The following is a 21,752-nucleotide window of genomic DNA, read 5'->3' as shown; positions in this document are numbered from 1 at the left end:
TAAACGATACGGGGTGCGATGAGAAAGCGCGAACGGTTGAAAAATCTGATTGGCGTGGCTCGTGGACTTAAAGAACCGGAACTCGTTCTGAAAGGGGGGCGGGTTGTCAATGTATTTTCCGGCGAGATCATAACTGCCGATGTCGCGTTGTATGACGGCATCATCGCCGGTGTTGGCAGCTACGAAGGCGCCCGGGTGATTGACGCAACCGGCTGTTATATCGCGCCGGGATTTATCGACGCCCACATGCATCTGGAAAGCACGATGCTTTCCCCGCAGGAGCTGGCGAAGGCCGTTATAAAACATGGGACGACGGCGATTATGGCCGATCCCCATGAAATAGCCAATGTTATGGGAATTGAGGGGATACGGTTCCTGATGGATGCCGCGCGGCGTCTTCCCGTCGATATCTATTTCATGCTTCCCTCCTGCGTCCCGGCGACCGGCCTGGAGACGTCCGGGGCCGTTCTTTCTGTCGCCGCTCTGCAAACGTTGCGTCGGCATAAGCGGGTGCTTGGCCTGGCCGAGATGATGAATTATCCGGGGGTCATAAATGGGGACAATGAGGCGCTGGAAAAATTGATTGCCTTTAGCGGCGCCGTCTGCGACGGCCATGCCCCGCTTCTTTCCGGCCGGGACCTGAACGCCTACATAGCCGCCGGCATCCACTCCGATCACGAGTGCAGCGATCTTGCCGAGGCGCGCGAGAAACTGCGGCTGGGGATGCACATCATGATCCGTCAGGGGACGCTGGCGAAGAATCTCAAGACCCTGCTGCCCCTCGTAAATAAAGATAACATTTGCCATTTTTCCCTTGCTACCGATGATCTGCATCCCCATGATCTGCTCGCGCAGGGTCACCTCGACCACCTTGTCAACCTGGCGGTGGAAGAGGGGCTGGATCCTGTTTCTGCGATTCGGATGGTTACCTGCAACACGGCCCGTTACTTCGGCAGGCGCGACGTCGGCGCCGTTGCCCCGGGATACAAAGCCGATCTGCTGATCCTTTCGTCGCTTGCGCCCCTTTGCATTCGCAGCGTCATCAAGGAAGGACGGATCGTATTTGCTCAGGGGGGATTGCCGGTCGAAACAACAGCGACGGCCGCTAAGGCTCAGCCGGGGAAGATGGGCCGGATAAATATCCGGCCGTTTGCACCGGGCGCCCTTGCCGTTCCGGAGGCAGAGGGCAAAATCAGGGTGATCGGTCTGGTTCCGGAGCAGATATTGACAAAACAGCTAACCGTCGCTCCGAAAATTGCAGGCAGGACAGTCGTTTCCGATGTCGACCGGGATATCCTCAAGCTGGCCGTCTTTGAAAGGCATCAGCGCACGGGCAATATCGGAATCGGCTTTGTCAGCGGCTTTGGCCTGAAAAGAGGGGCGCTTGCCTCATCGGTTGCCCATGATTCCCACAACATAATCGTTGTCGGCTGCGACGACGAAGAGATGTTCGCGGCCGTCAAGGCGATAGAAAAAATGAATGGCGGCATGACTGCCGTCTGCCAGGGGCAGGTTCTGGCCAGTCTGGCGCTGCCGATAGCCGGGCTTATGGCAAATGCTCCGCTTGCCGAGGTTGCCGCAAGCTGGCAGGAGCTGCGCCGCGCGGCCCACGAACTGGGGTCGGGGCTTCCCGAGCCGTTTATGGCCCTTTCCTTCCTTGCCCTGCCGGTTATCCCGGAACTCCGCTTGACCGACCGGGGACTTGTTGACGTGAATCTCTTTCGTCACGTTGCGATTTTTGCAGACGCCTGATGGGAAAAAACAAGATGATTTTGTTCTTGCCTCACGAAGAAAAATCATCTATACAGGGCCGCGGAAAGAGGAAGGAGTCTTTGCCCTTTTACTTTAGCCTTTATTAAAATTAGGTGAAAATAGATGAAATTCAGCCTGCTTCCCAAAGAATACCTGTTTTTCGGTCTGTTCGATCAGATGGCCGCCCATGCCATAGATGCTGCCCGTTGTTTCAGTAATTTTGCTACGGCCGGAACCTTTGACCATCAGGCAATCGAGAAGATGCACTGCATCGAAGAGAACTGCGATGAGGTAACGCATGAAATCATCGACCGCCTGAACCGGACTTTTGTCACCCCTTTTGACCGTGAAGACATCTACTCGCTGGCCCATGAATTTGACAGCGTGATTGATCTGATCCAGGCTATGACCAACCGTATGCTTCTCTACAAGCTCAACGACGTAAAAAGTGAAGATCTGATGAGATTTGCCGAGCTGATCGAGAGGTCGGTTGACAACCTTGCCAACGCGGTGCGAGGCCTGCGGGATTTGAAGCAGTCAACCAAGATTTCAACCTGCTGCATCGAGGTAAACCGGCTGGAGAATCTCGGCGACCAGTTACGGGATGAGGTTCTCAGCAAACTTTTCGAGAATGCCAGCGATCCCATGCATGTCATCAAATGGAAAGACATTTACATGGAAGCGGAAACTGTGCTGGACAAGTGCGAGGATGTGGCAAATATTGCCGCCTCCATTCTGATTAAACAGGGGTGATAATGGATTGGAGTCTTCTGCTTCTGATCGCCCTGGCGCTGGGATTTGATTTTCTAAACGGATTTCATGATTCCGCAAACTCAATCGCCACGATTGTTTCGACGCGAGTTCTGACACCGCGGCAGGCTGTTATGTGGGCCGCCTTTTTTAATTTCGTCGCCTTCCTTTTCTTCGGTTTGCATGTCGCCGGGACGATCGGCAAGGGAATTGTCGATATCGCCATTATGGATTCCCATATTATCTTCGCCACCCTCATCGGCGCCTGCGCCTGGGATCTCATTACCTGGCGCGTGGGGCTGCCGACGAGTTCTTCCCACGCCCTCATGGGGGGTATGATCGGCGCGGCGCTGGTAAAATCGGGCACAAGCGCTCTTTTGTGGAAGGGGATTCTTACAACCGTTGCCTTTATCTTTATCTCTCCCTTTCTTGGCCTTATTCTGGGCCTTGTTTTTGGCAGCGCCGTCCACTGGATTTTCCGGAGGAAGGCGCCTTCCCAGGTTGATCATATCTTCCGGAAAGGACAGCTTCTTTCGGCGGCGTTGTACAGTTTAGGGCACGGCGGCAACGACGCCCAGAAAACCATGGGAATTATCGCCGGTCTGCTCTTCAGCGCCGGGATGCTGGGAGACAAGTTTTATATCCCCCTCTGGGTCGTCCTTTCCTGTCACGGGGCCATAGCCCTCGGCACTATGTCCGGCGGCTGGCGGATAGTCAAGACCATGGGGCAGAAGGTCGCCAAGCTGAAGCCAGTTGACGGTTTTTGCGCCGAATCCGGCGCGGCGGTCAGTCTTTTTCTCGCTTCGAGCCTCGGCATTCCGGTGAGCACCACGCATACGATCACCGGCTCGATTATGGGGGTGGGCTCCCTGCGCCGCTTAACCGCCGTGCGCTGGGGAGTGGCGGGCCAAATCCTCTGGGCGTGGCTTTTAACGATCCCCTGCGCCGCCCTGATCTCGGCTGCGACATACGCCATCAGCTCCCGTTTCTGAAGTCCTTTTTCACCGGGCGCTGTTCGCCCTCGCAAGACCTTCCGCGCCGATGAATAACTGGTTATGGTGCAAATTGGAAAACGGCGCGCGTAAGAACATTCGCTGGTCTGAAATTTTATCTCCGGTTGACGATAATCTTGAATAAACTGTTGCGTAACGAATATCTTCATCGATAATCACTCATAAATCAGCGCAGGGAGGATAATATGGGCAAAATGATGAATGCAAGTCAATACGAGGAGAGTCTCAGAAAACTGAAGTTGAACGTTTACATGTTCGGCAAGAAGGTCGAAAACCCCGTTGATGATCCCATCATCCGGCCGTCTATGAACGCCGTCGCCGCCACCTACGAAAGCGCCCTCAAACCCGAATGCGAAGACATCATGACGGCCACTTCCCACCTCACCGGCAACCGGATCAACCGGTTCACCCACATCCACCAGAGCGTCGAAGACCTGGTGAAAAAAAGCAAGATGGGGCGTCTTTTGGGGTCGCTCACCGCCTGCTGTTTTCAGCGCTGCGTCGGCATGGATACCCTGAACGCCCTGTCGATCACCACCTACGCGCTCGACGCGAGGTATGGCACTGCCTACAACAAACGCTTCCTGGCGTATCTGGAGTACGTTCAGGAAAACGACCTGGTCTGCACCGGCGCAATGACCGACCCCAAGGGCGACCGCGCGCTCGCCCCCTCGCAGCAGCCCGATCTGGATATGTTCCTGCATGTCGTGGAAGAGAGGAAAGACGGCATCGTGGTGAGCGGCGCCAAGACCCACCAGACCGGCGCGGTAAACTCCCACGAGATCATCGTGATGCCCACCCTCACCATGCGGGAGGAAGACAGGGATTATGCCGTATCGTTTGCGCTTCCCAGCGACACCGCCGGTATCACTTATATCATGGGGCGGCAGTCCTGCGATACCCGCAAGCTCGAGGGGATGACCTTCGATCGGGGCAACATGCATTATGGAGGCCACGAGGCGCTGGTCGTCTTCGACAGGGTTTTTGTCCCCTGGGAGCGGGTGTTCATGTACAAGGAGTATGAATTCACCACCCAGCTCGTGGAAAATTTCGCCGCTTACCATCGCCAGAGCTACGCGTGCAAGGTAGGAGTCGGCGATGTGCTGATCGGGGCGACCCAGACCATTGCCGAGTACAACGGCGTGGAAAAGGCCTCCCATGTAAAGGACAAGATCGTCGAGATGAATCACTTGAACGAAACGCTTTTCTGCGGCTGCATTGCCTGCGCAGCGGAGGGGCACAAAGAGCCGTCTGGCACATATCTCGTCGATGTTCTGCTGGCCAACGTCCACAAGCAGAATGTCACGCGTTTCCCTTACGAAATAGCGAGACTTTCCCAGGACATCGCGGGCGGCCTGATGGTAACCTGTCCCTCCGCTCAGGATCTCCACTCGCCGGTGGTGGGCAAATGGGTGGACAAATATCTGAAAACAAAACAAGATGTTCCCACCGAGCACCGTCTGAGAATACTGCGGCTTATCGAAAACATCACCCTGGGAACGGCGGCTGTCGGGTACCTGACGGAATCCATGCACGGCGCCGGCTCCCCCCAGGCCCAGCGGATCATGATTTCCCGGCTGATCAATCTGAAGCAGAAGCAGAAGAAAGCGAAGTACCTGTGCGGGATCGAGAAAGAAAAATAAAAGTGGGCCTTAAGTACTGCGGCGGTTGCCGCGCCCAGTACGACCGCGTTGCGCTGGTCGATGACCTCCGGGAACGGCTCGCCGAAAAGGCTGAGTTTATTGCCGCTGACAGTGAAGATGCGGAAGAAATCCTGATTGTCTGTGGATGTTCCACCTCCTGCGCCAAGGTGGAGTCAGCCTTGCCGAAACTGTATCTAACGAGTCCCAAAGATGCTGACTCTGCTGTGGAACAAATAAAGATAACGAGGGATGGCCGCTAAGCGGCGATATTTTAATGGTGCGGTTCGCAAATGGTAGCGACCGGGAACCGGAAGGGGAGGAGAAGTATGATCGGCAGAGAAATAATGACGGCAATTGTAAGAGAGACTATTGCAGCAACACTGCCGGCCAACATGGTGCGCGAGAAATTGAAATTTGAACAGGGGGTTCTGAGCATCGAAGGGGAAATTTTTGTTATCCCAAAAGAGCGCGGGGTGCATCTGTTCGGCAGCGGGAAAGCCGCCGTGGAGACGGCGCGGGCGGTAAAAGAGTTGCTGGGAGAAAAGCTTGCGGAGGGTTTTGTTGTCTCGAACTATCCCGCCTTGCTCGACGGCGTTGAGGTGTTTGAGAGCTCACATCCGGTGCTGACCAAAAAGAGCGTACGCGCGGCGGAAATGCTGATGGAAAAAATGGCGGCGCTTGCAGCGGAAGATTTTTTTATCTATGTGTTATCCGGGGGCAGCTCCGCCCTTATCGAAAAACCGGTTTCCCCGATTTCGCTTGCGGATATGCAGTTGCTGACGAAGGGACTCTTGGCGGGCGGCGTTCCGATCGAAGAGATCAACATCGTTCGCAAGCACCTCTCGCTTGTCAAGGGTGGACGGCTGGGCCGCTTGACAAGGGCGCGCGGAGTTGTCCTGGTGGTTTCGGATGTGATCGGCGACGATCTCGAGGCGATCGGATCGGGGCCTTTGTATTTTGATCGTTCCACCTTTGCCGACGCGCAGGCGATCCTGAAAAAATACCGCCTCTGGGAAGGGGCGCCGGCTGCCGTCAGAACGGTTGTTGAGCGGGGGTTGTCCAGACCGTTGGAGGATACGCCGCAAAGCGAAAACCCGCGGATAAAGCACTTCATCATCGACAGCAACATGAAAGCCCTCCGGAAGGCGAAGGAGAATGCCGCGAGACTGGGCATTCCCGCCCATATCATGACTTCCCGTCTGCGCGGAGAGGCGAGGGAGGCAGCCCGGGCGATAGTTGCCATCGGCGAGGAGATTGCGGCAACGGACCAGCCCTTTACCCCGCCAGTGCTGCTGCTTTTCGGTGGGGAGACGACGGTGACTCTCCAAGGCGACGGGAAGGGAGGGCGCAATCAGGAGATGGCGCTTGCCGTGCTGAATGAGATTAGGGAAAATCCCCGTTTTGTGTTTTTCAGCCTCGGCACGGACGGGATCGACGGACATTCTGATGCCGCCGGGGCGATCTGCGACCGCGCAAGCTGGGAAAAGGCGCAAAGCCTCAATCTCAACATCGAAAAGTATCTGTCAAACAACGACTCCTACCATTTCTTCGCACAGACGGGGGACCTGATCATGACCGGTCCCACCGGCACAAACGTGATGGATATTTCGGCGCTGCTGATAAGCGGATGAGGGAAAACTAATCAGGAATTTTTAGTTGCCGTTGTGCGGCCGACCTGCCGCTCCGTGAACAGGAACGCCAGCACCGAACCAACCGTTGACAGGGAGATGACAATATAGAGGGTCAAAAGGTTTGCCCGGGCCAGCACAAAGGTGGCCAGCAGCGGACCGGCGCCGTTTCCGGCAAAACGGGCGGAATTCAGGAAGCCGATTTTTGCCCCGCCTCCTCCCCCTGCAAATTCAGCCATAACCAGCGAGATGACGGCGGCGATCGCCCCTGTCTGGAGCATCCGCACCGCTGCAAAGGAGAAGACCCCAGGGGCGAAGTACATGATTATTTGTGAAAAAGCCGAGAAGAGGCAGGCCGCGACGATTGTTTTTTTGATCTTCGCCAGCGGCGTCAGGTTGCTGATCAGGTAATTCCCCAAAATCGCGGTTGCAGTATATCCCATCATTATAAACCCGGCAGCTTTGAGGGCGTCATTGCCCTTCAGCGAAAATCCCGCCAGGACGTTGGGAAGAATGGATGGCAGAAACGTCAGGTTGACAGTGGCGATGAAGCTCAACACCCATCCGAAGATGACTTGCTTATTATATGAAGTTTTACTTTCAATTTCTTCTTGTTTCGGGGCAATCCCGGAAACGTATAAATGGCAGAGCAGCAGGCTTACAGCAATTAAAGCCGCAGAGAGGATAAACGGAGCCGCGTAGCCCATGTGCACGACAACGTAGGCGCCCACCGGAGGAGCGAGCAGTTGGCCGGCGGTGATCGAATTTTGAAACAAGCTAAGGTTGCCGGCCAGTTTTTCCCGGAGGGAAAGCCGTGATACCATAAAAAGGCCGATAGTGGAGGCGCCGCCCAAGACGCCCTGGATGATCCGGAGCGCCAAAATCAACGGCAGGCTTTGCGTAAAGCCCATCAACAGAGTAATGACGCCGCTTATTAAGAAAACCCTTTCGTACAATAGCTTGGGACTGTATTTGGCGGTCAGGCTTCCCCAGAAAGGGGCGACGGCGGCCATAACAAAGGAGTTTAGCCCCATGATCAGCCCAATCCAGACCATCGTTCGGGTGGGGCTGTATTTGCTGATGTCCAATATGTAAAAGGGCATGAAGGAGATTACGATGTTCATGCCGACGGCAAAACAGAACTGCGACAGGACAATGGCATAAACGGCAGCATTCCCGCCGTCTTTTCCCTCGCTCCATTCGCCTGTGCCAGTCTGTCGTAGAATTTTCATGGCTCCTTTTACAGAATATCCGGCTAAAAGCAACAGCAAATTTGGAAAGCCGCCGCTGTCATGATTTGCCCGTCATAAAACTTAAGGAAATCCCCGGGGCGGTCTTTCGGGCGCCTGCCGGTAAAAAATATAAATTCATTTTCATTTTAATTAGAAGCCCGTTCTGCTTATACCTCACCCGTCAATAGGCGATGCTTGTCAATAAAGCCCTCAGGTCATTAATTGAGATCATTCCAGGGGAAATGGGTGCGCCAGATCATGGGGAATGATTTTTGGTGGGAAGTGTCCCTATATTTCTTCTTCCGTCAGCGCCTCTGCAAATTTTAACTGTTGCTCCAGCACGGCCACCGTTGCGTCGGAGGCGTCATTTTGGCGCGCACGCAGGCGACGGCAAAGCTCGTCCGGGGGCGCCTCGCAGGCGAGGATTTTAAAAGACAGGTTCAGGCGACCGGCCAAATTGCGAAATTGTTCCCTTTGAATTCGCCGCAGGAAGGCCGCATCAACGATTACCGACCAACCGGCGCTCAGCGTGTCTTCGGCCAGTTTTTCAAGACGGCGGTAGGTTCTGTTTGTCGCTTCTTCTGTGTAGATGTTGCCGCCGGCGTTCTCGAGCGCCAGACCGAACAGGCGCTTTCTTTCGACATCGGAACGGATGCGCACCGTATTGGCTGTCTTATCGTCCAGCAGGAGTGCGGATGAGAGGGTGGTTTTGCCGGAACCGGAGAGGCCGTAGGTGATGGACAAGGTTGGATGTGGGCGAGTAGAAAGGCGAGTCGCCATCGCCAGATATTCACACGCCTCGGCAACATTGCCGCCGAGCGCCGCCACTTTGGCCCGCACCAGGGCGCGGTAAACTGCGTAAAAGGGCAGCACCCCCAAGGCTTCGAAGTCGCCGGTTGCCGCCAGCCATTCGCTGATAAGCCAGTTGGCAAGACCGGGCTGGCCGTGGTCGAGCAGATCCTCGTAGGTGAAGGCCAGCTCGCTTGCCTGATCGATCCAGCGCAAATCTTCGTTGAATTCTATGCAGTCGAAGGGGACGGCTCTGCCGTCAAGGAGGACAATGTTGCCCAAATGCAGGTCGCCGTGGCACTCACGGATGTGCCCGGCTCTCTTGCGGGCGGCGAAGCTTGTCTGGCATCTTTCGAATTCAATTCTTGTCCATCTTTCCAGATTCGATAGCAACGCTTCTTCTGCCGGGAGCAGAGGGCGCAGTTCCTCGAAGTTTTCCAGCGCCGGCGCCAGCACCTGATCTGCCTCGCCAAAACGGCTTCCCGGCGGCGCTTTTAGTGCGGCTTCATGAAAGGCCGCCACGGTCTGCACCAAGTCGAAAACTATGGCCGGTGTCAGCTCGCCCCGGGCGCAGACGTGGTCCATGCGCCATTTCTCGTCGAAGCGGCGCATCTTTACGGCCCACTCGATGGCCGGCATTTCTCCAAGAATCGGCGCTTCCGCCGACCCACCTATAGGTTCCAGCCCCAGGTAGATGTCGGGCGCATAGCGGCGGTTTAGCATCAGTTCCGCCTCGCAGAAGGCGCGGCGCGCCTTGAGGCTGCTGTAGTCCACAAAAGGGAGTGTTACCGGCTTCTTGATTTTGTAGGCATAGTCGCCAGCCAGAAGCACCCATGATATATGGGTTTCCAGCAGCTCCACCTTCCCGGCGCCGTGTTCCTGGCGCGCCCTTTTCAGCAGGGCGGCAATCATCGGCGGCAGGGTTTGGGATTCAATCATGGATTTTCCCTCAGTCACCGTAATTTCTTGATTTCGGCCTGAAGGCGGCGACGCTCCTCGCCTGCTCGGGCAAGCGTCTCGCGGTTGCTGTCGTCCACCCGCATGAAGGCGTCGCGCCATGTTTCGTTTTCCCAGTGAAACGGCGTCTGGATAGTGGTGCGCGGCATCCAGGCCCGCTCCAGCAGATCGAGCGCGCTTCCGACGATTGAGCGCTGCATCTCTTTGTCCCAGGGTTTTCCACAGGGATTTCCCAGCGGAAAATCGGTGAACATTAAGCGGGCAACGCCGCACTCTTCAACAACGTCCCGCGCGCAGCCCATGACCACCGTGGGGAGGCCATTCGCCTCCAAGTGCCTTGCTACCAGACTCACGGTCTGGTGGCAAACCGGTCAAAGCGCCATTAGAATCACGGCGTCGAGGCCATCCTCCCGGCACCACTCGAGTATCCGGGGGGCGACATCCTGCGCTGTTCGATTCTGGCTGTAATCGGTGGGGACTCCGTAGAAGCGGGGCGAAGCCGACCCGATTCTGCCTTCTTCGGCCTGCTCAGCAAGGCGGTTTATTGGCAGAAAGCTGTCAACATCCTCAGTATGGGTCGCATTCTTGTCCCAAAACAGATCGTTGGTGAATAGATTTTTCGGCGGCGGGTTCACCGGCTCCGCGTAGGAGCCACGCATTAGCCCTCCGGCCCCGATCAGCCCCTCCGCCGACGTTCTGCCTGCTGTTGTCACCAATCCCACACGGCATTCGGAGAGCGGTTTTTGCAGCGGGGCAAAAGGGACTTCTTCGTGATGGGCCCAGGCGTACGGCCTGGTGTAGCCCTGGGCGGCGTAGTACTCCCGGCTGCGATCTATGTAACTGACGAAAGAACGGTACGGCCTAAGATCATCCATGAAATCCTCCTGAAAAGGTAAAGATTTGTTTTTCTGTGACTACTTTTTAATAAATCTGAATGTGCTCCGGTTCGTCTCAGGAATAAAGTTTCTTCATAATATTTTTGACTCCTGCTTGCTCTCCATCCTGCTGATTCCATATATTTTTATATCACAATAATCGTCTTATATCGATTAATTATTACAACTACGATAGATTCAGCCCGCGAACTTTAGTCTTTGGCTTTTTCAGACTTGCCCTTTGTGTTTCCTGTCTTTTCCCAGTCAAGCCAAAGTAGAAAAGCATTGCATCGTTGAGGGGTTTGCTGTAGAAGGCGGGCGCGGTAAGCTTGTTATTGAAGATGCCAAAAAGATAATTGTGCAGGAGAAATAATGAAAAACTTTTTTACCCCGGAAGGGGTAATCGTCGTCGGCGCAACCTCCAACCCGATAAAGGGCGGAAACGCCATCGTGAAGAATCTGCAGATGGGGTACAAAGGCCCAATCTACCCGGTCAATCCGCGTTACACGGAGATTGAAGGCCTGGCCTGCTATCCGTCGGTTACGGATGTTCCCGGCAAAGCCGATCTCGCGATAGTCTTCGTGCCGGCCTCCCAGGTGCCGGAGGCGGTGGCGGAATGCGCCGCAAACGGGATACCCGGCGTAATGATTGAATCGGGGGGGTTCGCCGAAACAGGTCCCGCGGGGGCGAAATTTCAGACAGAGCTGCTGGAGATTGCGGCCCGCACGGGGATTCGCATCTGGGGGCCGAACTGCATGGGTCTCGTGGATGTTGCAGGCAGCAACATCTTTTCCTTCATGGTACCGGAATGGCAGCAGCAAGGCCTGCTGATTCCCGGCCGCGTCTCCCTTGTTGTGCAGAGCGGCATGCTCTCCGCGGTTTTTCTGGTGGATATCATGACCCATGCCCTGACCGGTATTGCCAAAGTATGTTCGCTGGGGAATAAGGTTGACATAAATGAGTGCGATATCCTTGAATATTTCATGGACGACCCCCAGACGGACGTAATCGGGATGTATCTTGAATCCTTTGCCGACGGCAGGCGCTTCCTGGAGTTGGCGCGCCGCTGTGCAAAACCGATTGTCGTCCTCAAAGGGGGAAAAAGCAAAAAGGGGGCCGAAGCGGCGATGAGCCACACCGCCTCGCTTGCCGGAAACCGCCGGATCGTCTCCGGCCTGATGAGACAGGCGGGGGTTATAGAGGCAACAGACTTCCGGCAAATGGCCGATATCTGTCGCTCCCTGTCCTTGACGGAACCTGCCGCGGGGGGTAAAAGAACGGCCATTCTCACCTTCAGCGGCGGGGCGGGGATCGTTTCCACTGACTTTGTTGAAGAACAGGGACTTGCCCTTGCGGACTTTTCCCCGGAAACAAAACGGGAGCTGGAAAAACTGTTTCCGTCCTGGATGCCCGTTTCCAACCCGGTCGATTTGTGGCCGGCTATTGAAAGTCATCTCGGCTCGGACGTTGACGTTCAGGGCCTCGCCCTGTCCGCTGTCCTTGCCGATCCGGGGGTGGACGCGGTCTTTCTGCATCTGTCCGCCGGGAATATCCGGATGCTGTCCAATCTGTCATCCTTTGCCGCCCTGATCAAAAAACACGGCAAACCGCTTGTCGCCTGGCTGGTCGGAAAACAGGATTTGGTTTTAAAAACCCAAAAGGAAGCGCTTTCCGCTGGAATTCCGGTTTTTACCGAGATCGGCCGGGCGGCCGAATGCCTGAGGGCGGCCATCCGCAAACGTCGCCTGCCCGAAGGAGCGCCGGAGGTCTCACCGGTAAATATTCTCCCAGAAATAGAAAAAATCATGACCTCAGAAACCGGGACGCTTGACGAGCATCTCTCGAAACAACTGCTGGCGGCCTGCGGTATCCCGACCGTCGAGGAGGCGGTCGTTAATTCGGCGCCGCAGGCCGAAAGGATGGCGGCGGAATTTGGTTTTCCGGTTGTCATGAAGGGTCTGCTGCCCGGCGCCATCCACAAGACCGAACTCGATCTGGTGCGCCTCGGCATCGCCGATGAAAAATCCGCCCGGGAAAAATTCGAAGAACTTCACCGAAAGATGGAAAATCGGGGCAAGGTTCTGCTCCAAAAGCAGATACCCGGCAAGGTGGAACTCATTCTGGGGCTCCTGCGCGATCCCCAGCTCGGGGCATGCGTTATGTGCGGCATCGGGGGCATCTCTGCGGAATTATACGAGGATGCCGTTTTTGCCGTCGCCCCGCTGACGCTGCAAATGGCGCTGGCGATGATCGCCGGCATCCGCGGACAGAAACTGCTGGACGGCTTTCGGGGTTCAGCGCCGGTAGATCGGGAAGAGCTCGCCCGCATTATCGTCCGCCTGGGCGAGATCGGCCTCGCCTTCCCCCAAATCAGCGAAATTGACATCAACCCGCTGATCTATGGCCCGGATGGCGCCGTTGCGGTCGATGCAACTGTCGTGCTGCTGTAATTTTTAGAAGCTGAAACAAAAAATGGAGGAAAATCAATGAACCAGATCCCCGTTGCCATTATCGGCCTTGGCCCCGTAGGCCAGCTCATTGCGAAAATCGCGTCCCAGCGGCCCAATTTGCGGCTCGCGGCGGCCGCCGACATCGCCCCCGGGTACAATAACCGGGATTTGGGAGAGATTCTGGGACTGCCCCCGCTGGGCGTAACGGTAAAGCCCACCATCGAAGAGGCACTGCATTCGGCAGCCGTCCCAGGGGTGGCAATCGTCTGCACCGGTTCCTGGCTGAAACGGATCACGCCGCAGATTATCGCCTGCATCGAGGCGGGCTGGCATGTCGTTTCGACCTGCGAACAGCTCTCCTACCCTTTTCAAAACTGCCCCGAAGAGTCGCGCCTGATCGACGAAAAGGCGAAAGAAAAAGGGCTGGCCGTTCTGGGCACCGGCGTCAATCCTGGCTTTGCGATGGATATCCTGCCTGTTTTCATAAGCGGCGCCTGCAGCCTGGTTAACTCGGTACTGATCGAGCGTTTTCAGGACGCCTCGCTCCGACGGCTCCCCTTCCAGCAGAAAATCGGCGCGGGGCTCGACCTCGCCGAGTTCGAAAAGAAGGTTGCGGAGCTGACCATTCGTCATGTCGGGTTCTCCGAATCCGTGCAACTGATCGCCGCCGCGCTGGGTATTGCGCTCGACAGGATCGAGGAGCGCGTCTATCCCGTGATGGCGACGAAGACGCTCCGAAGCCAGTTCATTGAGATTGCCCCCGGCCGGGTCTGCGGCGTCGATCAGCTCTGTCAGGGATATCACGCCGGAAACGCCGTCATCACGCTCCATCTTCAGGCCTATTTCGGCCACCCCAATCCGCAGGACCGCACCTTCATCGACGGGGAGCCGCCCTTGGATGTGACGGTCAAGGGCGGGCTCCCCGGAGACACGGCAACCTGCGCAATGGCCGTAAACGCCGTCAAAAGGATTGTCAAGGCGTCGGCCGGCCTGCGCACCATGCTCGATGCCGGCGTGATTTCTTCCTGGCTCGCCCCTCGGTAAATCCGCCGTCCTTTGGTTTATATGAAAATCCCCCCATCCCCCCTTTGCCAAAGGGGGGCAAGGGGGGATTTTCATGCTTCGTTGAGCCCCCCGGGCATGGGGGTTTATAAATATGTTAGGTGTTTTGTGCGGCATGGCGGGTGTGCCCGCACCGCAATTTATGTACGCATTTTTGAGTAAAAGCGATCAACATCCATGTACGATATCCTGTTTAAAAAAGTCACGGTTGCGGACGGAACCGGCGGGGCGCCGTATGAAGCGGACGTCGCTGTCGCCGGGGACCGCATTGCGGAAATAGCCCCCGAATTGTGCGGCGCTGCCTCAGTCGTCGTCGCGGGCGCCGGCCTTGTCCTGGCGCCGGGCTTTATCGATATTCACAGCCACACCGACGCCAATATCTTCGAGAATCCTTTTGCCGAAAGCAAGCTGCTGCAGGGAGTAACCCTCGACGTGACCGGCAATTGCGGCCTGGGTTTTTTCCCTGTCGCCGAGAATCGCAGGGGAATACTCGAAGAGTATCTCGCCATGCATGAGTTCGTTTTTCCCCAAGGCGGAATCAAGTGGAGCGATCTGGCGGGTTTTGCCGATAAGCTCGAAAAAGTCGGCATCGGCGTGAACCTGGCGCCGCTGGTCGGACACGGGGCGTTGCGGATTGCGGTTATGGGAATGGAAAATCGCCCGCCGGAGCGGCAGGAAATGGGAGAGATGAAACGTCTCCTGGAAGAAATGCTCGCTCAAGGGGCGTGGGGAATGTCCACAGGCCTGATCTACCCGCCCGGCAGCTTCGCCAGCGCAGAGGAGTTGATCGAACTGGCAGTGGTTCTCGCCCGGAAGTGCGCGCTTTACGCGAGCCACATCCGGGGCGAAGGGACAACCCTGTTTGCCGCAATTGATGAAGCTATCGAAATCGGCAGAAAATCGGGCGCAGCCATCGAGGTTTCCCACCTGAAAGCGCTGGGAAAGGCGAATTGGGGCCAGGCCCGAGAAACCCTGAACAGGATAGCGGGGGCCAGACGGCAAGGCATTGACATCGGCGCCGATCAGTACCCCTATGAGGCCACAGAGACCACCCTCTCCGTACTGCTGCCCGGCTGGGCGCTCGCCGGCGGCGCTCAGGAAACCGGCAAACGCCTTGCTGACGCGAAGCTGATTCCGAAGCTTGCAGAGGCAATAAAAGAGCTGATCGTCACGCGCGGAGATGCCGCAACAATCATGTTTACCGGAATCGCTTCCGCAAAACTCCGTTTTTTGTCGGGGAAAACCCTTGCCGATGCGGCCGCTTTATGGAATCTGGCGCCGGAGGCGGCGGCGCTGCGCATCCTCCAGGAGGACATCTCCACCCACGCCGCTTTTTTCTCGCTTTCTCCCGCCGACGTCGAGTCCATCATGAAAAGCGACTTCGTTGCCGTTGGTTCGGACGGCTTGGCGCTTTCCGCCGCCAATGCCGAGGGAATGACGCACCCCCGCTCGTATGGAACCTTCCCCCTGGTTCTGGAAACCGGCGTTCGGGAAAGAGGACTGCTTTCGCTGGAAAAGGCCATTTACAAGATGACCGGCCTGCCCTCCCACCGCCTTGGCCTGACCGACCGGGGCATCATCCGCTCCGGATATATCGCCGATCTGGCGCTGTTTGATCCGTTGAAAATCGCCGCCCGGTCAACCTTCGCCAATCCTCATCAGTACCCGACAGGCATCCGGATGGTGACGGTAAACGGACAAATTGCCGCGCGCGATGGCAAATTAACCGGTGTTTTGGCAGGCCTGGTATTGAAAAAGCATGGGGCCAGGAAAAAGCATGGGTCTTTAAATTAAGCGTTTTTTCCGATGATAAAGGATTCCTCCTTATAACTTCAAAATTTCAAAAACGATGGTTGAAAATACAAGGTAAAGCAGGTATAAGCCTCTCTGTTAGTCGAACGTTTCACAGCTATTCAGTTCATTGAGGAGTTGCCGGGTTCAGCCATAATTACTAATTCCATTATTAACAGCGAAAGGAAATAGCAACATGAAATTCAATTTGAAAATGAAGATTGTCCTGTTCGTGCTTATTTTTGCGCTGATTATCGTCTCTATCGGCGTATCAACTATATACGTCTTCAAAACCAGAATCATCAAGACCGCCCATGAAAAACTTGCCGGCGATCTGGCAATGGGACGAGCTCTCCTGAACGAAAAACATCCGGGCGCCTGGTCGATCAGGGAAGGGAAGCTGTTTAAGGGCGACACCCTGATGAACGGCAATTTCGGGATTATTGACACCATCGGCGAGTTGACAGGCGACACGGTAACCATCTTTCAGGGTGATACCCGCGTCGCCACAAACGTGAAAAAGCCCTCCGGCGAACGAGCTGTGGGAACGAAGGCCTCTCAGAAAGTCATCGATGAAACCCTTACCGGCGGGCGGGTCTATGTCGGCAAGGCCGAAGTAGTAGGGATTTGGAATCAGACTGCTTACGAACCGATCAAGAATGCCGCAGGGGAGATTATCGGGATATTATACGTGGGGGTGCCTAATACGCGCTATGATGAAATTACCAGCGACATTACCGGTCAATTTGTTATCATCAGTTTGCTCGGACTGCTCATAGTTGCCGTTCTGAGTATTTTTCTTATAAAATCCATCACTGCGCCGCTGAACCGGGTTATCAAGGGGCTCTCGGATGGCGGAAGCCAGGTGGCATCGGCGTCGGCGCAGGTGTTAGCGGCGAGTCAGGCCCTCGCGGAGGGCTCGTCTGAGCAGGCATCGGCACTGGAAGAGACATCGGCCTCACTTGAGGAGCTCTCGTCAATGACATCTCAGAATGCCGAAAACGCCAATCAGGCCAATAGCGTAACTTTAGAGACTGGCCGGGTGGTGAATGAGGCAAATCGCTCCATGCAGGAGCTGACCGGGGCGATGCAGCAGATCACCACAGGAAGCGAGGACATGGCGAAGATCATCAAGACGATCGACGAGATCGCTTTTCAGACGAACCTGCTGGCTTTGAACGCTGCGGTCGAGGCGGCCCGCGCCGGAGAAGCGGGGGCAGGCTTTGCCGTGGTCGCCGATGAGGTAAGAAACCTGGCGTTGCGGTCGGCGGAAGCGGCTAAGAATACGGAGGATATGATTGACGAGTCGATCAAGCGGATCAAAAACGGTTCGGAGATTGTCACTAAAACAAACGAGGCGTTCGACCGGGTGCTAAACGGTGCGAAGCAGGTCGGCGGGCTGGTGAGTGAGATCGCCGCAGCGTCAAACGAGCAGGCACAGGGGATTGCCCAGATTAGCAAGGCAATCGCCGAGATGGACAAGGTGGTTCAGCAGAACGCCGCCAATGCCGAAGAATCGGCGGCGGCTTCCGAGGAACTGAGCGCCCAAGCTCTGCAGATGAAGGGGTATGTCGGCGACATGATAACCGTTGTTCGAGGAAACAATGCCACAGGATTCAGCGCTCCTTCCGGGCATCGGCCGTTGACGCGTCAGCAGAGACCTGCCCTGAATTCCCCAACGAACGGACATGCAGCAAAGTCGCTCCCCGCCCGCAGAAAGAAGGGGAAAATAACAGCATCCGGCGCCAGGATTGTCCGTCCCGAGCAGATTATCCCGATGGATGATCGCGACGAATTTCATGATTTTTAGTAAAAACTTGACTATAATCAAAAATAGTTTATGAGTACCTCTGAACGTATCAGATGAACGCCTCGCTTGCTTAATTATGTGCATAATAATTTTAAGGCATCAACATAAATGATATCTTTTATAAATATCAATTAGTAACACCCCTGAATAATACTGGCGGCGGAAATCACAGCGCAACGTTAGAAAGGGAGAAATAATGAGAAACATTAGCATTGCCACAAAGCTGTTGGGCGGGTTTATCATGGTGAGCTTGATTGCCACCGTTGTTGGGATTTTCGGGATTATCCAGATCAGAAATACCAATAATCTGGACAGGCAACTGTACGAATTAAACACCAAGCCGCTGGGGGATATCGCCGAGATTTCTACCGCTTATCAGCGGGCAAGGGTTGAACTTGGCGAGATCATGATAGAGTCTTACAACTATAAAGACGCCAGCGAGTATATAGCCAGGATTGAAAAGCTGGATCGAAGCATCGCCGATCATTTGAATATCTTCGAAAAATCAATAACCGATAAGGATATCAGGAACAAGTTCAATATTCTGAAAGAAGGACTGAAAAATTATCCTCCCATTCGGGCAAAGGCAATCGAACTCGCAAAAGAGGGACAATCCGGCGAGGCGCTGGCCCTCCTTCGGAAGGAGGGAGCGGTTATCTCCGGCCAGATTGAAGGCGCGATCAACAGTTTAGTCAGCGACAGGATAGACGGGGCGAAAAAACGCTCCAATAAAAACTCAACCACAGCGAACATCAGTACAACGATTATGGTTTTTCTGACCATTTTGGGGGCCGTTGTTTCCATGTTTATGGGATTATATCTTTCCCGCTTCATCGCCGCTCCCCTGAATCGGGTGGCGCTAGGCCTTGCGGATGGTTCGAACCAGGTTGCATCGGCAGCCTCCCAGGTGTCGGCGGCGAGTCAGTCCCTTGCGGAAGGGGCGTCGGAGCAGGCATCCTCGCTTGAGGAGACGTCGGCCTCGATTGAGGAGCTCTCGTCGATGACCTCGCAGAACGCCGAAAACGCCAACCAGGCCAATACGTTAATGGCGGAGACCGGCCGGGTCGTTAATGAAGCGAATGGCGCCATGCAGGAGCTGACCGGGGCGATGCAGCAGATCACCACGGGAAGCGAAGACATGGCGAAGATCATCAAGACGATCGACGAGATCGCTTTTCAGACGAACCTCCTGGCTTTGAACGCTGCGGTCGAGGCGGCCCGCGCCGGGGAAGCGGGAGCAGGCTTTGCCGTGGTCGCCGACGAGGTGAGAAACCTGGCGCTGCGGTCGGCGGAGGCGGCCAAAAACACGGAGAATCTGATCGACGAGTCGATCAAGCGGATCAAAAACGGCTCGGAGATTGTCGCCAAAACTAACATGGCGTTCGACCGGGTGCTGGGCGGGGCGAAGAAGGTAGGCGAACTGGTCGGAGAGATTGCCGCCGCTTCAAGCGAGCAGGCGCAGGGGATTTCCCAGATCAGCAAGGCGATTGCCGAGATGGATAAAGTGATTCAGCGGAACGCCGCCAATGCCGAGGAGTCGGCGTCGGCCTCCGAGGAACTTAGCGCCCAGGCGTTGCAGATGAAGGGGTATGTCGGCGACATGATAACGGTCGTTCGGGGAAGCAATGCCGAAGACGGCGGCGCCTCTTCCGGGCATATAGATACGGCGCGCCGGCCAACACACTCCCCGACCATTGCAAAGGGGAAGGGTATGAAATCGCTTGTTGCCAAACCAAACCCCAGGGCAAAGGCCGCATCCGGGGGCAGGATCGTCACTCCCGAGCAGGTGATCCCGCTTGATGATCATGATGAATTCAAGGATTTTTAATCACTCCGCAGCATCCTTGCACTCCGCAGGGAGGCTGCCCTCCGTTTGCGGAAAACGGCGAGCGCGGCTGTTGACTGAGTTTAGATATTGAATCTGGGGAAGCAGAAACTGATCAGTTACTTTATCTTCCTGATCTCCTCCTCCTTGCCGACCACAACCAGCACATCGCCGTCCTTGAGGATGAAGTCCGCCTTCGGGATCATGGTTAGCTTGTCGGAAAGCACATCCTTGATGGCGATCACCTCGACATGGTAGCGCGAACGAAGTTGCAACTGGGCGAGGCTTTTCCCCATAAAGTCGTTCGGCGGGGCCACCTCGGAGATCACGTAATCGTCCGAAAGGGGAAGATATTCCAGAACATTCGGCGAGATGAGGCTTCTGGCGACCTTGTGGGCAATCTCCCGCTCCGGAATCATCACCTCCGTCGCCCCGACCTTTTCCAGAATCAGCTTGTGTTCCTCGTTCGGGGCCTTGACGATGATCGTCCGGATTTTCATCTGCCGGAGGTGCAGCGTCGTTAGCGTCGATGCCGCAAGATCCTCGCCGAACGAAACGATGACGACGTCGTCCTCCTGGATACCGATTTGCTCCATCACCTCCCGATTTGTCCCGTCGGCGACAATCGCCTTCGTCGAGCAGTCCCTTGCCGCCTGCACAGCCTGTTTGTCCTTGTCGATGGCGATAACCTCTAAACCGCCTGCATACAACTCCTTCACGATATTGAAACCGAAGATACCCAGACCGATCACAACCACCCGCTGCTGCATCGCTAACCCCTCCCCTCTTTTGCCGGTCTAACCGACCATAACGGATTCTTCAGCATACTCGATTTCATTTTTCCCCTCGGCATACCAGGAAAAGGCCAGCGTCAGCGGCCCCACCCGGCCCGCAAACATTATTACAATAATGGCTGCCTTCTGAATATTGCTCATTTCCGGAGTAATTCCCATAGAAAGGCCAACCGTTCCGAACGCGGAAACTGTCTCAAATATGTACTCGATAAAAAGGTGGCGCAGCGCCTCTGGCGGCAATGCATTGTTTCCTCCAAAGAACAGCATAATCGAGGTGACCAGGCCAATCAATAAAAAGGCGGCAAAAACGATCGAAATGGTGCGCCCCATAATCTCCCGGGGAATCTGCCGGTTGAAGACGCTGACATTGAAGCGCCCCCTCATGCGGTTCCAGATCATCAGCACCATCAGCGTGAAACTGGTTGTCTTGATTCCGCCGCCGGTCGAACCGGGGGAAGCGCCAATGAACATCAAAATTATCATTAACAGAACCGTTTCGTTAGTCAAACGGTCGATCGCCACAGTGCTGAAACCAGCGGTGCGCGGGGTGACGGATTGAAAAAGGGAAATAAGAAAAGCGGCCGGCCCGGAAACGCCATTGAGGGCATTGTGGGCCTCAAACAGATAAAAAAAGACAGCTCCCGCAAAAATAAGCCCCGTCGTTGTCAAGAGAACAAGCTTGGTATGCAGCGAAAGCCTTTTGAGTTTGCCCCGGAAGCATAAGATAATCTCCTGCTGCACCATGAACCCTATGCCGCCGAGAATGATCAGCCCCATAACCGTAAAATTGACAATCCAGTCGCCCTGATATCTGATGAGGCTGTCGGAAAAAAGCGAATAGCCGCAATTGTTGAAGGCGGAAACGGCATTGTAGATGGCATGGTAAAGGGCGGTCGCGGGGGGGAAATCAAAAAGGAAGCGAATAAACAAAATAACCGCCCCGGCAGCCTCGGCAATAAAGGTAAATTTCAGGACTTTTCTGATTATTGAGACAAAATCACGGCGGGGGGCATAGAAGAAGGCGCTCTGAATTAGTTCCCGCTCTCGAAAAGATACGCCCCGTCCCAAAAGCCCGAAGATGACCACGGAAAAGGTTATTATCCCCAAGCCGCCGATCTGAAAAAGAAAGAGCGTAACTATCTGACCCGCGAAGGAAAGGTCTCTGCCGATATCGATCACGGCCAGCCCCGTCACGCAGACCGCGGAAGCCGACGAAAAGAGCGCGTCTAAAAAACTCAGACGTTCTTTTTCCGCCGCAAAGGGCAGCCAGAGAAGAATCGCCCCAATCAGAATCAGGGCGGCAAATCCGAGCAGGAATATCCGGGGAGGCGTCATCCGTCGGGAAATGGTTCTTTTGATCTGCAAAAAAACCTTCATGAC

At 55.5% G+C, this 21,752-nt stretch carries 17 protein-coding genes; 11 read left to right on the top strand and 6 right to left on the bottom strand.

Annotated features, from left to right (window positions below; all coding sequences use genetic code 11):
* Positions 1 to 18 precede the first annotated feature (18 nt).
* The 6 genes from ade to M0P74_02190 all read left to right on the top strand — a co-directional run bounded on the left by ade (position 19) and on the right by M0P74_02190 (position 6,789).
* Complete coding sequence (gene ade / locus M0P74_02215; GenBank protein MCK9362407.1) at positions 19 to 1,752, top strand: adenine deaminase; 1,734 nt, start codon at positions 19 to 21, stop codon at positions 1,750 to 1,752.
* A gap of 123 nt (positions 1,753 to 1,875) precedes the next feature.
* Positions 1,876 to 2,505, top strand: coding sequence for a DUF47 family protein (locus M0P74_02210; GenBank protein MCK9362406.1), 630 nt, complete (start codon positions 1,876 to 1,878; stop codon positions 2,503 to 2,505).
* A 2-nt stretch (positions 2,506 to 2,507) separates the two neighbouring features.
* Positions 2,508 to 3,494, top strand: a complete 987-nt coding sequence (locus tag M0P74_02205) for an inorganic phosphate transporter (GenBank protein ID MCK9362405.1) — start codon at positions 2,508 to 2,510, stop codon at positions 3,492 to 3,494.
* Positions 3,495 to 3,709: 215 nt separating this feature from the next.
* The gene (locus tag M0P74_02200) at positions 3,710 to 5,158 is read left to right on the top strand and encodes a 4-hydroxyphenylacetate 3-hydroxylase family protein (GenBank protein ID MCK9362404.1); all 1,449 of its coding nucleotides are present in this window, start codon (positions 3,710 to 3,712) and stop codon (positions 5,156 to 5,158) included.
* Positions 5,159 to 5,160: 2 nt separating this feature from the next.
* Positions 5,161 to 5,418, top strand: coding sequence for a hypothetical protein (locus M0P74_02195; GenBank protein ID MCK9362403.1), 258 nt, complete (start codon positions 5,161 to 5,163; stop codon positions 5,416 to 5,418).
* Positions 5,419 to 5,484: 66 nt separating this feature from the next.
* A complete protein-coding gene (locus M0P74_02190; GenBank protein MCK9362402.1) occupies positions 5,485 to 6,789 on the top strand; it encodes a glycerate kinase in 1,305 nt (434 codons plus the stop codon).
* A gap of 11 nt (positions 6,790 to 6,800) precedes the next feature.
* Here the strand turns inward: M0P74_02190 and M0P74_02185 are convergent, their stop codons facing one another.
* The 4 genes from M0P74_02185 to M0P74_02170 form a co-directional block, all read right to left on the bottom strand.
* Positions 6,801 to 8,018: an MFS transporter gene (locus M0P74_02185; protein MCK9362401.1), complete on the bottom strand. Its 1,218-nt coding sequence runs from the start codon at positions 8,016 to 8,018 to the stop codon at positions 6,801 to 6,803.
* A gap of 288 nt (positions 8,019 to 8,306) precedes the next feature.
* Positions 8,307 to 9,746, bottom strand: coding sequence for an AAA family ATPase (locus M0P74_02180; GenBank protein MCK9362400.1), 1,440 nt, complete (start codon positions 9,744 to 9,746; stop codon positions 8,307 to 8,309).
* A 14-nt stretch (positions 9,747 to 9,760) separates the two neighbouring features.
* Positions 9,761 to 10,117 carry a hypothetical protein gene (locus tag M0P74_02175; protein ID MCK9362399.1) on the bottom strand — a complete coding sequence of 119 codons (357 nt, stop codon included), beginning with the start codon at positions 10,115 to 10,117 and terminating at the stop codon, positions 9,761 to 9,763.
* Positions 10,118 to 10,135: 18 nt separating this feature from the next.
* Positions 10,136 to 10,639: a glycine/betaine/sarcosine/D-proline family reductase selenoprotein B gene (locus tag M0P74_02170; protein ID MCK9362398.1), complete on the bottom strand. Its 504-nt coding sequence runs from the start codon at positions 10,637 to 10,639 to the stop codon at positions 10,136 to 10,138.
* A gap of 372 nt (positions 10,640 to 11,011) precedes the next feature.
* Between M0P74_02170 and M0P74_02165 the strand changes: the two genes are divergently transcribed.
* The 5 genes from M0P74_02165 to M0P74_02145 all read left to right on the top strand — a co-directional run bounded on the left by M0P74_02165 (position 11,012) and on the right by M0P74_02145 (position 19,581).
* The gene (locus tag M0P74_02165; protein MCK9362397.1) at positions 11,012 to 13,090 is read left to right on the top strand and encodes an acetate--CoA ligase family protein; all 2,079 of its coding nucleotides are present in this window, start codon (positions 11,012 to 11,014) and stop codon (positions 13,088 to 13,090) included.
* Between the two features lie 36 nt (positions 13,091 to 13,126).
* A complete protein-coding gene (locus M0P74_02160; protein ID MCK9362396.1) occupies positions 13,127 to 14,134 on the top strand; it encodes a hypothetical protein in 1,008 nt (335 codons plus the stop codon).
* Between the two features lie 195 nt (positions 14,135 to 14,329).
* Positions 14,330 to 15,946: a D-aminoacylase gene (locus M0P74_02155; GenBank protein ID MCK9362395.1), complete on the top strand. Its 1,617-nt coding sequence runs from the start codon at positions 14,330 to 14,332 to the stop codon at positions 15,944 to 15,946.
* 193 nt (positions 15,947 to 16,139) lie between these two features.
* Positions 16,140 to 17,753 (top strand): methyl-accepting chemotaxis protein, encoded by a 1,614-nt coding sequence (locus M0P74_02150; protein ID MCK9362394.1) that lies wholly within the window; start codon positions 16,140 to 16,142, stop codon positions 17,751 to 17,753.
* A gap of 196 nt (positions 17,754 to 17,949) precedes the next feature.
* Positions 17,950 to 19,581, top strand: a complete 1,632-nt coding sequence (locus M0P74_02145) for a methyl-accepting chemotaxis protein (GenBank protein MCK9362393.1) — start codon at positions 17,950 to 17,952, stop codon at positions 19,579 to 19,581.
* Between the two features lie 116 nt (positions 19,582 to 19,697).
* On the opposite strand, the gene M0P74_02140 is transcribed toward M0P74_02145, so the two are convergent.
* Both M0P74_02140 and M0P74_02135 read right to left on the bottom strand, forming a co-directional pair.
* Positions 19,698 to 20,348 carry a TrkA family potassium uptake protein gene (locus tag M0P74_02140; GenBank protein ID MCK9362392.1) on the bottom strand — a complete coding sequence of 217 codons (651 nt, stop codon included), beginning with the start codon at positions 20,346 to 20,348 and terminating at the stop codon, positions 19,698 to 19,700.
* 27 nt (positions 20,349 to 20,375) lie between these two features.
* Positions 20,376 to 21,749: a TrkH family potassium uptake protein gene (locus tag M0P74_02135; protein MCK9362391.1), complete on the bottom strand. Its 1,374-nt coding sequence runs from the start codon at positions 21,747 to 21,749 to the stop codon at positions 20,376 to 20,378.
* Between the last annotated feature and the right edge of the window lie 3 nt (positions 21,750 to 21,752).

It is taken from the genome of Syntrophales bacterium (assembly GCA_023229765.1).
GTDB lineage: Bacteria > Desulfobacterota > Syntrophia > Syntrophales > UBA5619 > DYTH01.
The sequence above is the reverse complement of the archived record's forward strand: the minus strand, read 5'-3'. Positions and strand labels throughout refer to the sequence as shown.

Excerpts from the sequence above, each read along its gene's own strand:
- M0P74_02200 (MCK9362404.1), top strand. The coding sequence starts at position 3,710 with ATGATGAATGCAAGTCAATACGAGGAGAGTCTCAGAAAACTGAAGTTG.
- ade (MCK9362407.1), top strand. The coding sequence starts at position 19 with ATGAGAAAGCGCGAACGGTTGAAAAATCTGATTGGCGTGGCTCGTGGA.
- M0P74_02140 (MCK9362392.1), bottom strand. The coding sequence starts at position 20,348 with ATGCAGCAGCGGGTGGTTGTGATCGGTCTGGGTATCTTCGGTTTCAAT.
- M0P74_02180 (MCK9362400.1), bottom strand. The coding sequence starts at position 9,746 with ATGATTGAATCCCAAACCCTGCCGCCGATGATTGCCGCCCTGCTGAAA.
- M0P74_02135 (MCK9362391.1), bottom strand. The coding sequence starts at position 21,749 with ATGAAGGTTTTTTTGCAGATCAAAAGAACCATTTCCCGACGGATGACG.
- M0P74_02190 (MCK9362402.1), top strand. The coding sequence starts at position 5,485 with ATGATCGGCAGAGAAATAATGACGGCAATTGTAAGAGAGACTATTGCA.
- M0P74_02205 (MCK9362405.1), top strand. The coding sequence starts at position 2,508 with ATGGATTGGAGTCTTCTGCTTCTGATCGCCCTGGCGCTGGGATTTGAT.
- M0P74_02155 (MCK9362395.1), top strand. The coding sequence starts at position 14,330 with ATGTACGATATCCTGTTTAAAAAAGTCACGGTTGCGGACGGAACCGGC.
- M0P74_02170 (MCK9362398.1), bottom strand. The coding sequence starts at position 10,639 with ATGGATGATCTTAGGCCGTACCGTTCTTTCGTCAGTTACATAGATCGC.
- M0P74_02160 (MCK9362396.1), top strand. The coding sequence starts at position 13,127 with ATGAACCAGATCCCCGTTGCCATTATCGGCCTTGGCCCCGTAGGCCAG.
- M0P74_02165 (MCK9362397.1), top strand. The coding sequence starts at position 11,012 with ATGAAAAACTTTTTTACCCCGGAAGGGGTAATCGTCGTCGGCGCAACC.
- M0P74_02185 (MCK9362401.1), bottom strand. The coding sequence starts at position 8,018 with ATGAAAATTCTACGACAGACTGGCACAGGCGAATGGAGCGAGGGAAAA.
- M0P74_02150 (MCK9362394.1), top strand. The coding sequence starts at position 16,140 with ATGAAATTCAATTTGAAAATGAAGATTGTCCTGTTCGTGCTTATTTTT.
- M0P74_02210 (MCK9362406.1), top strand. The coding sequence starts at position 1,876 with ATGAAATTCAGCCTGCTTCCCAAAGAATACCTGTTTTTCGGTCTGTTC.
- M0P74_02145 (MCK9362393.1), top strand. The coding sequence starts at position 17,950 with ATGAGAAACATTAGCATTGCCACAAAGCTGTTGGGCGGGTTTATCATG.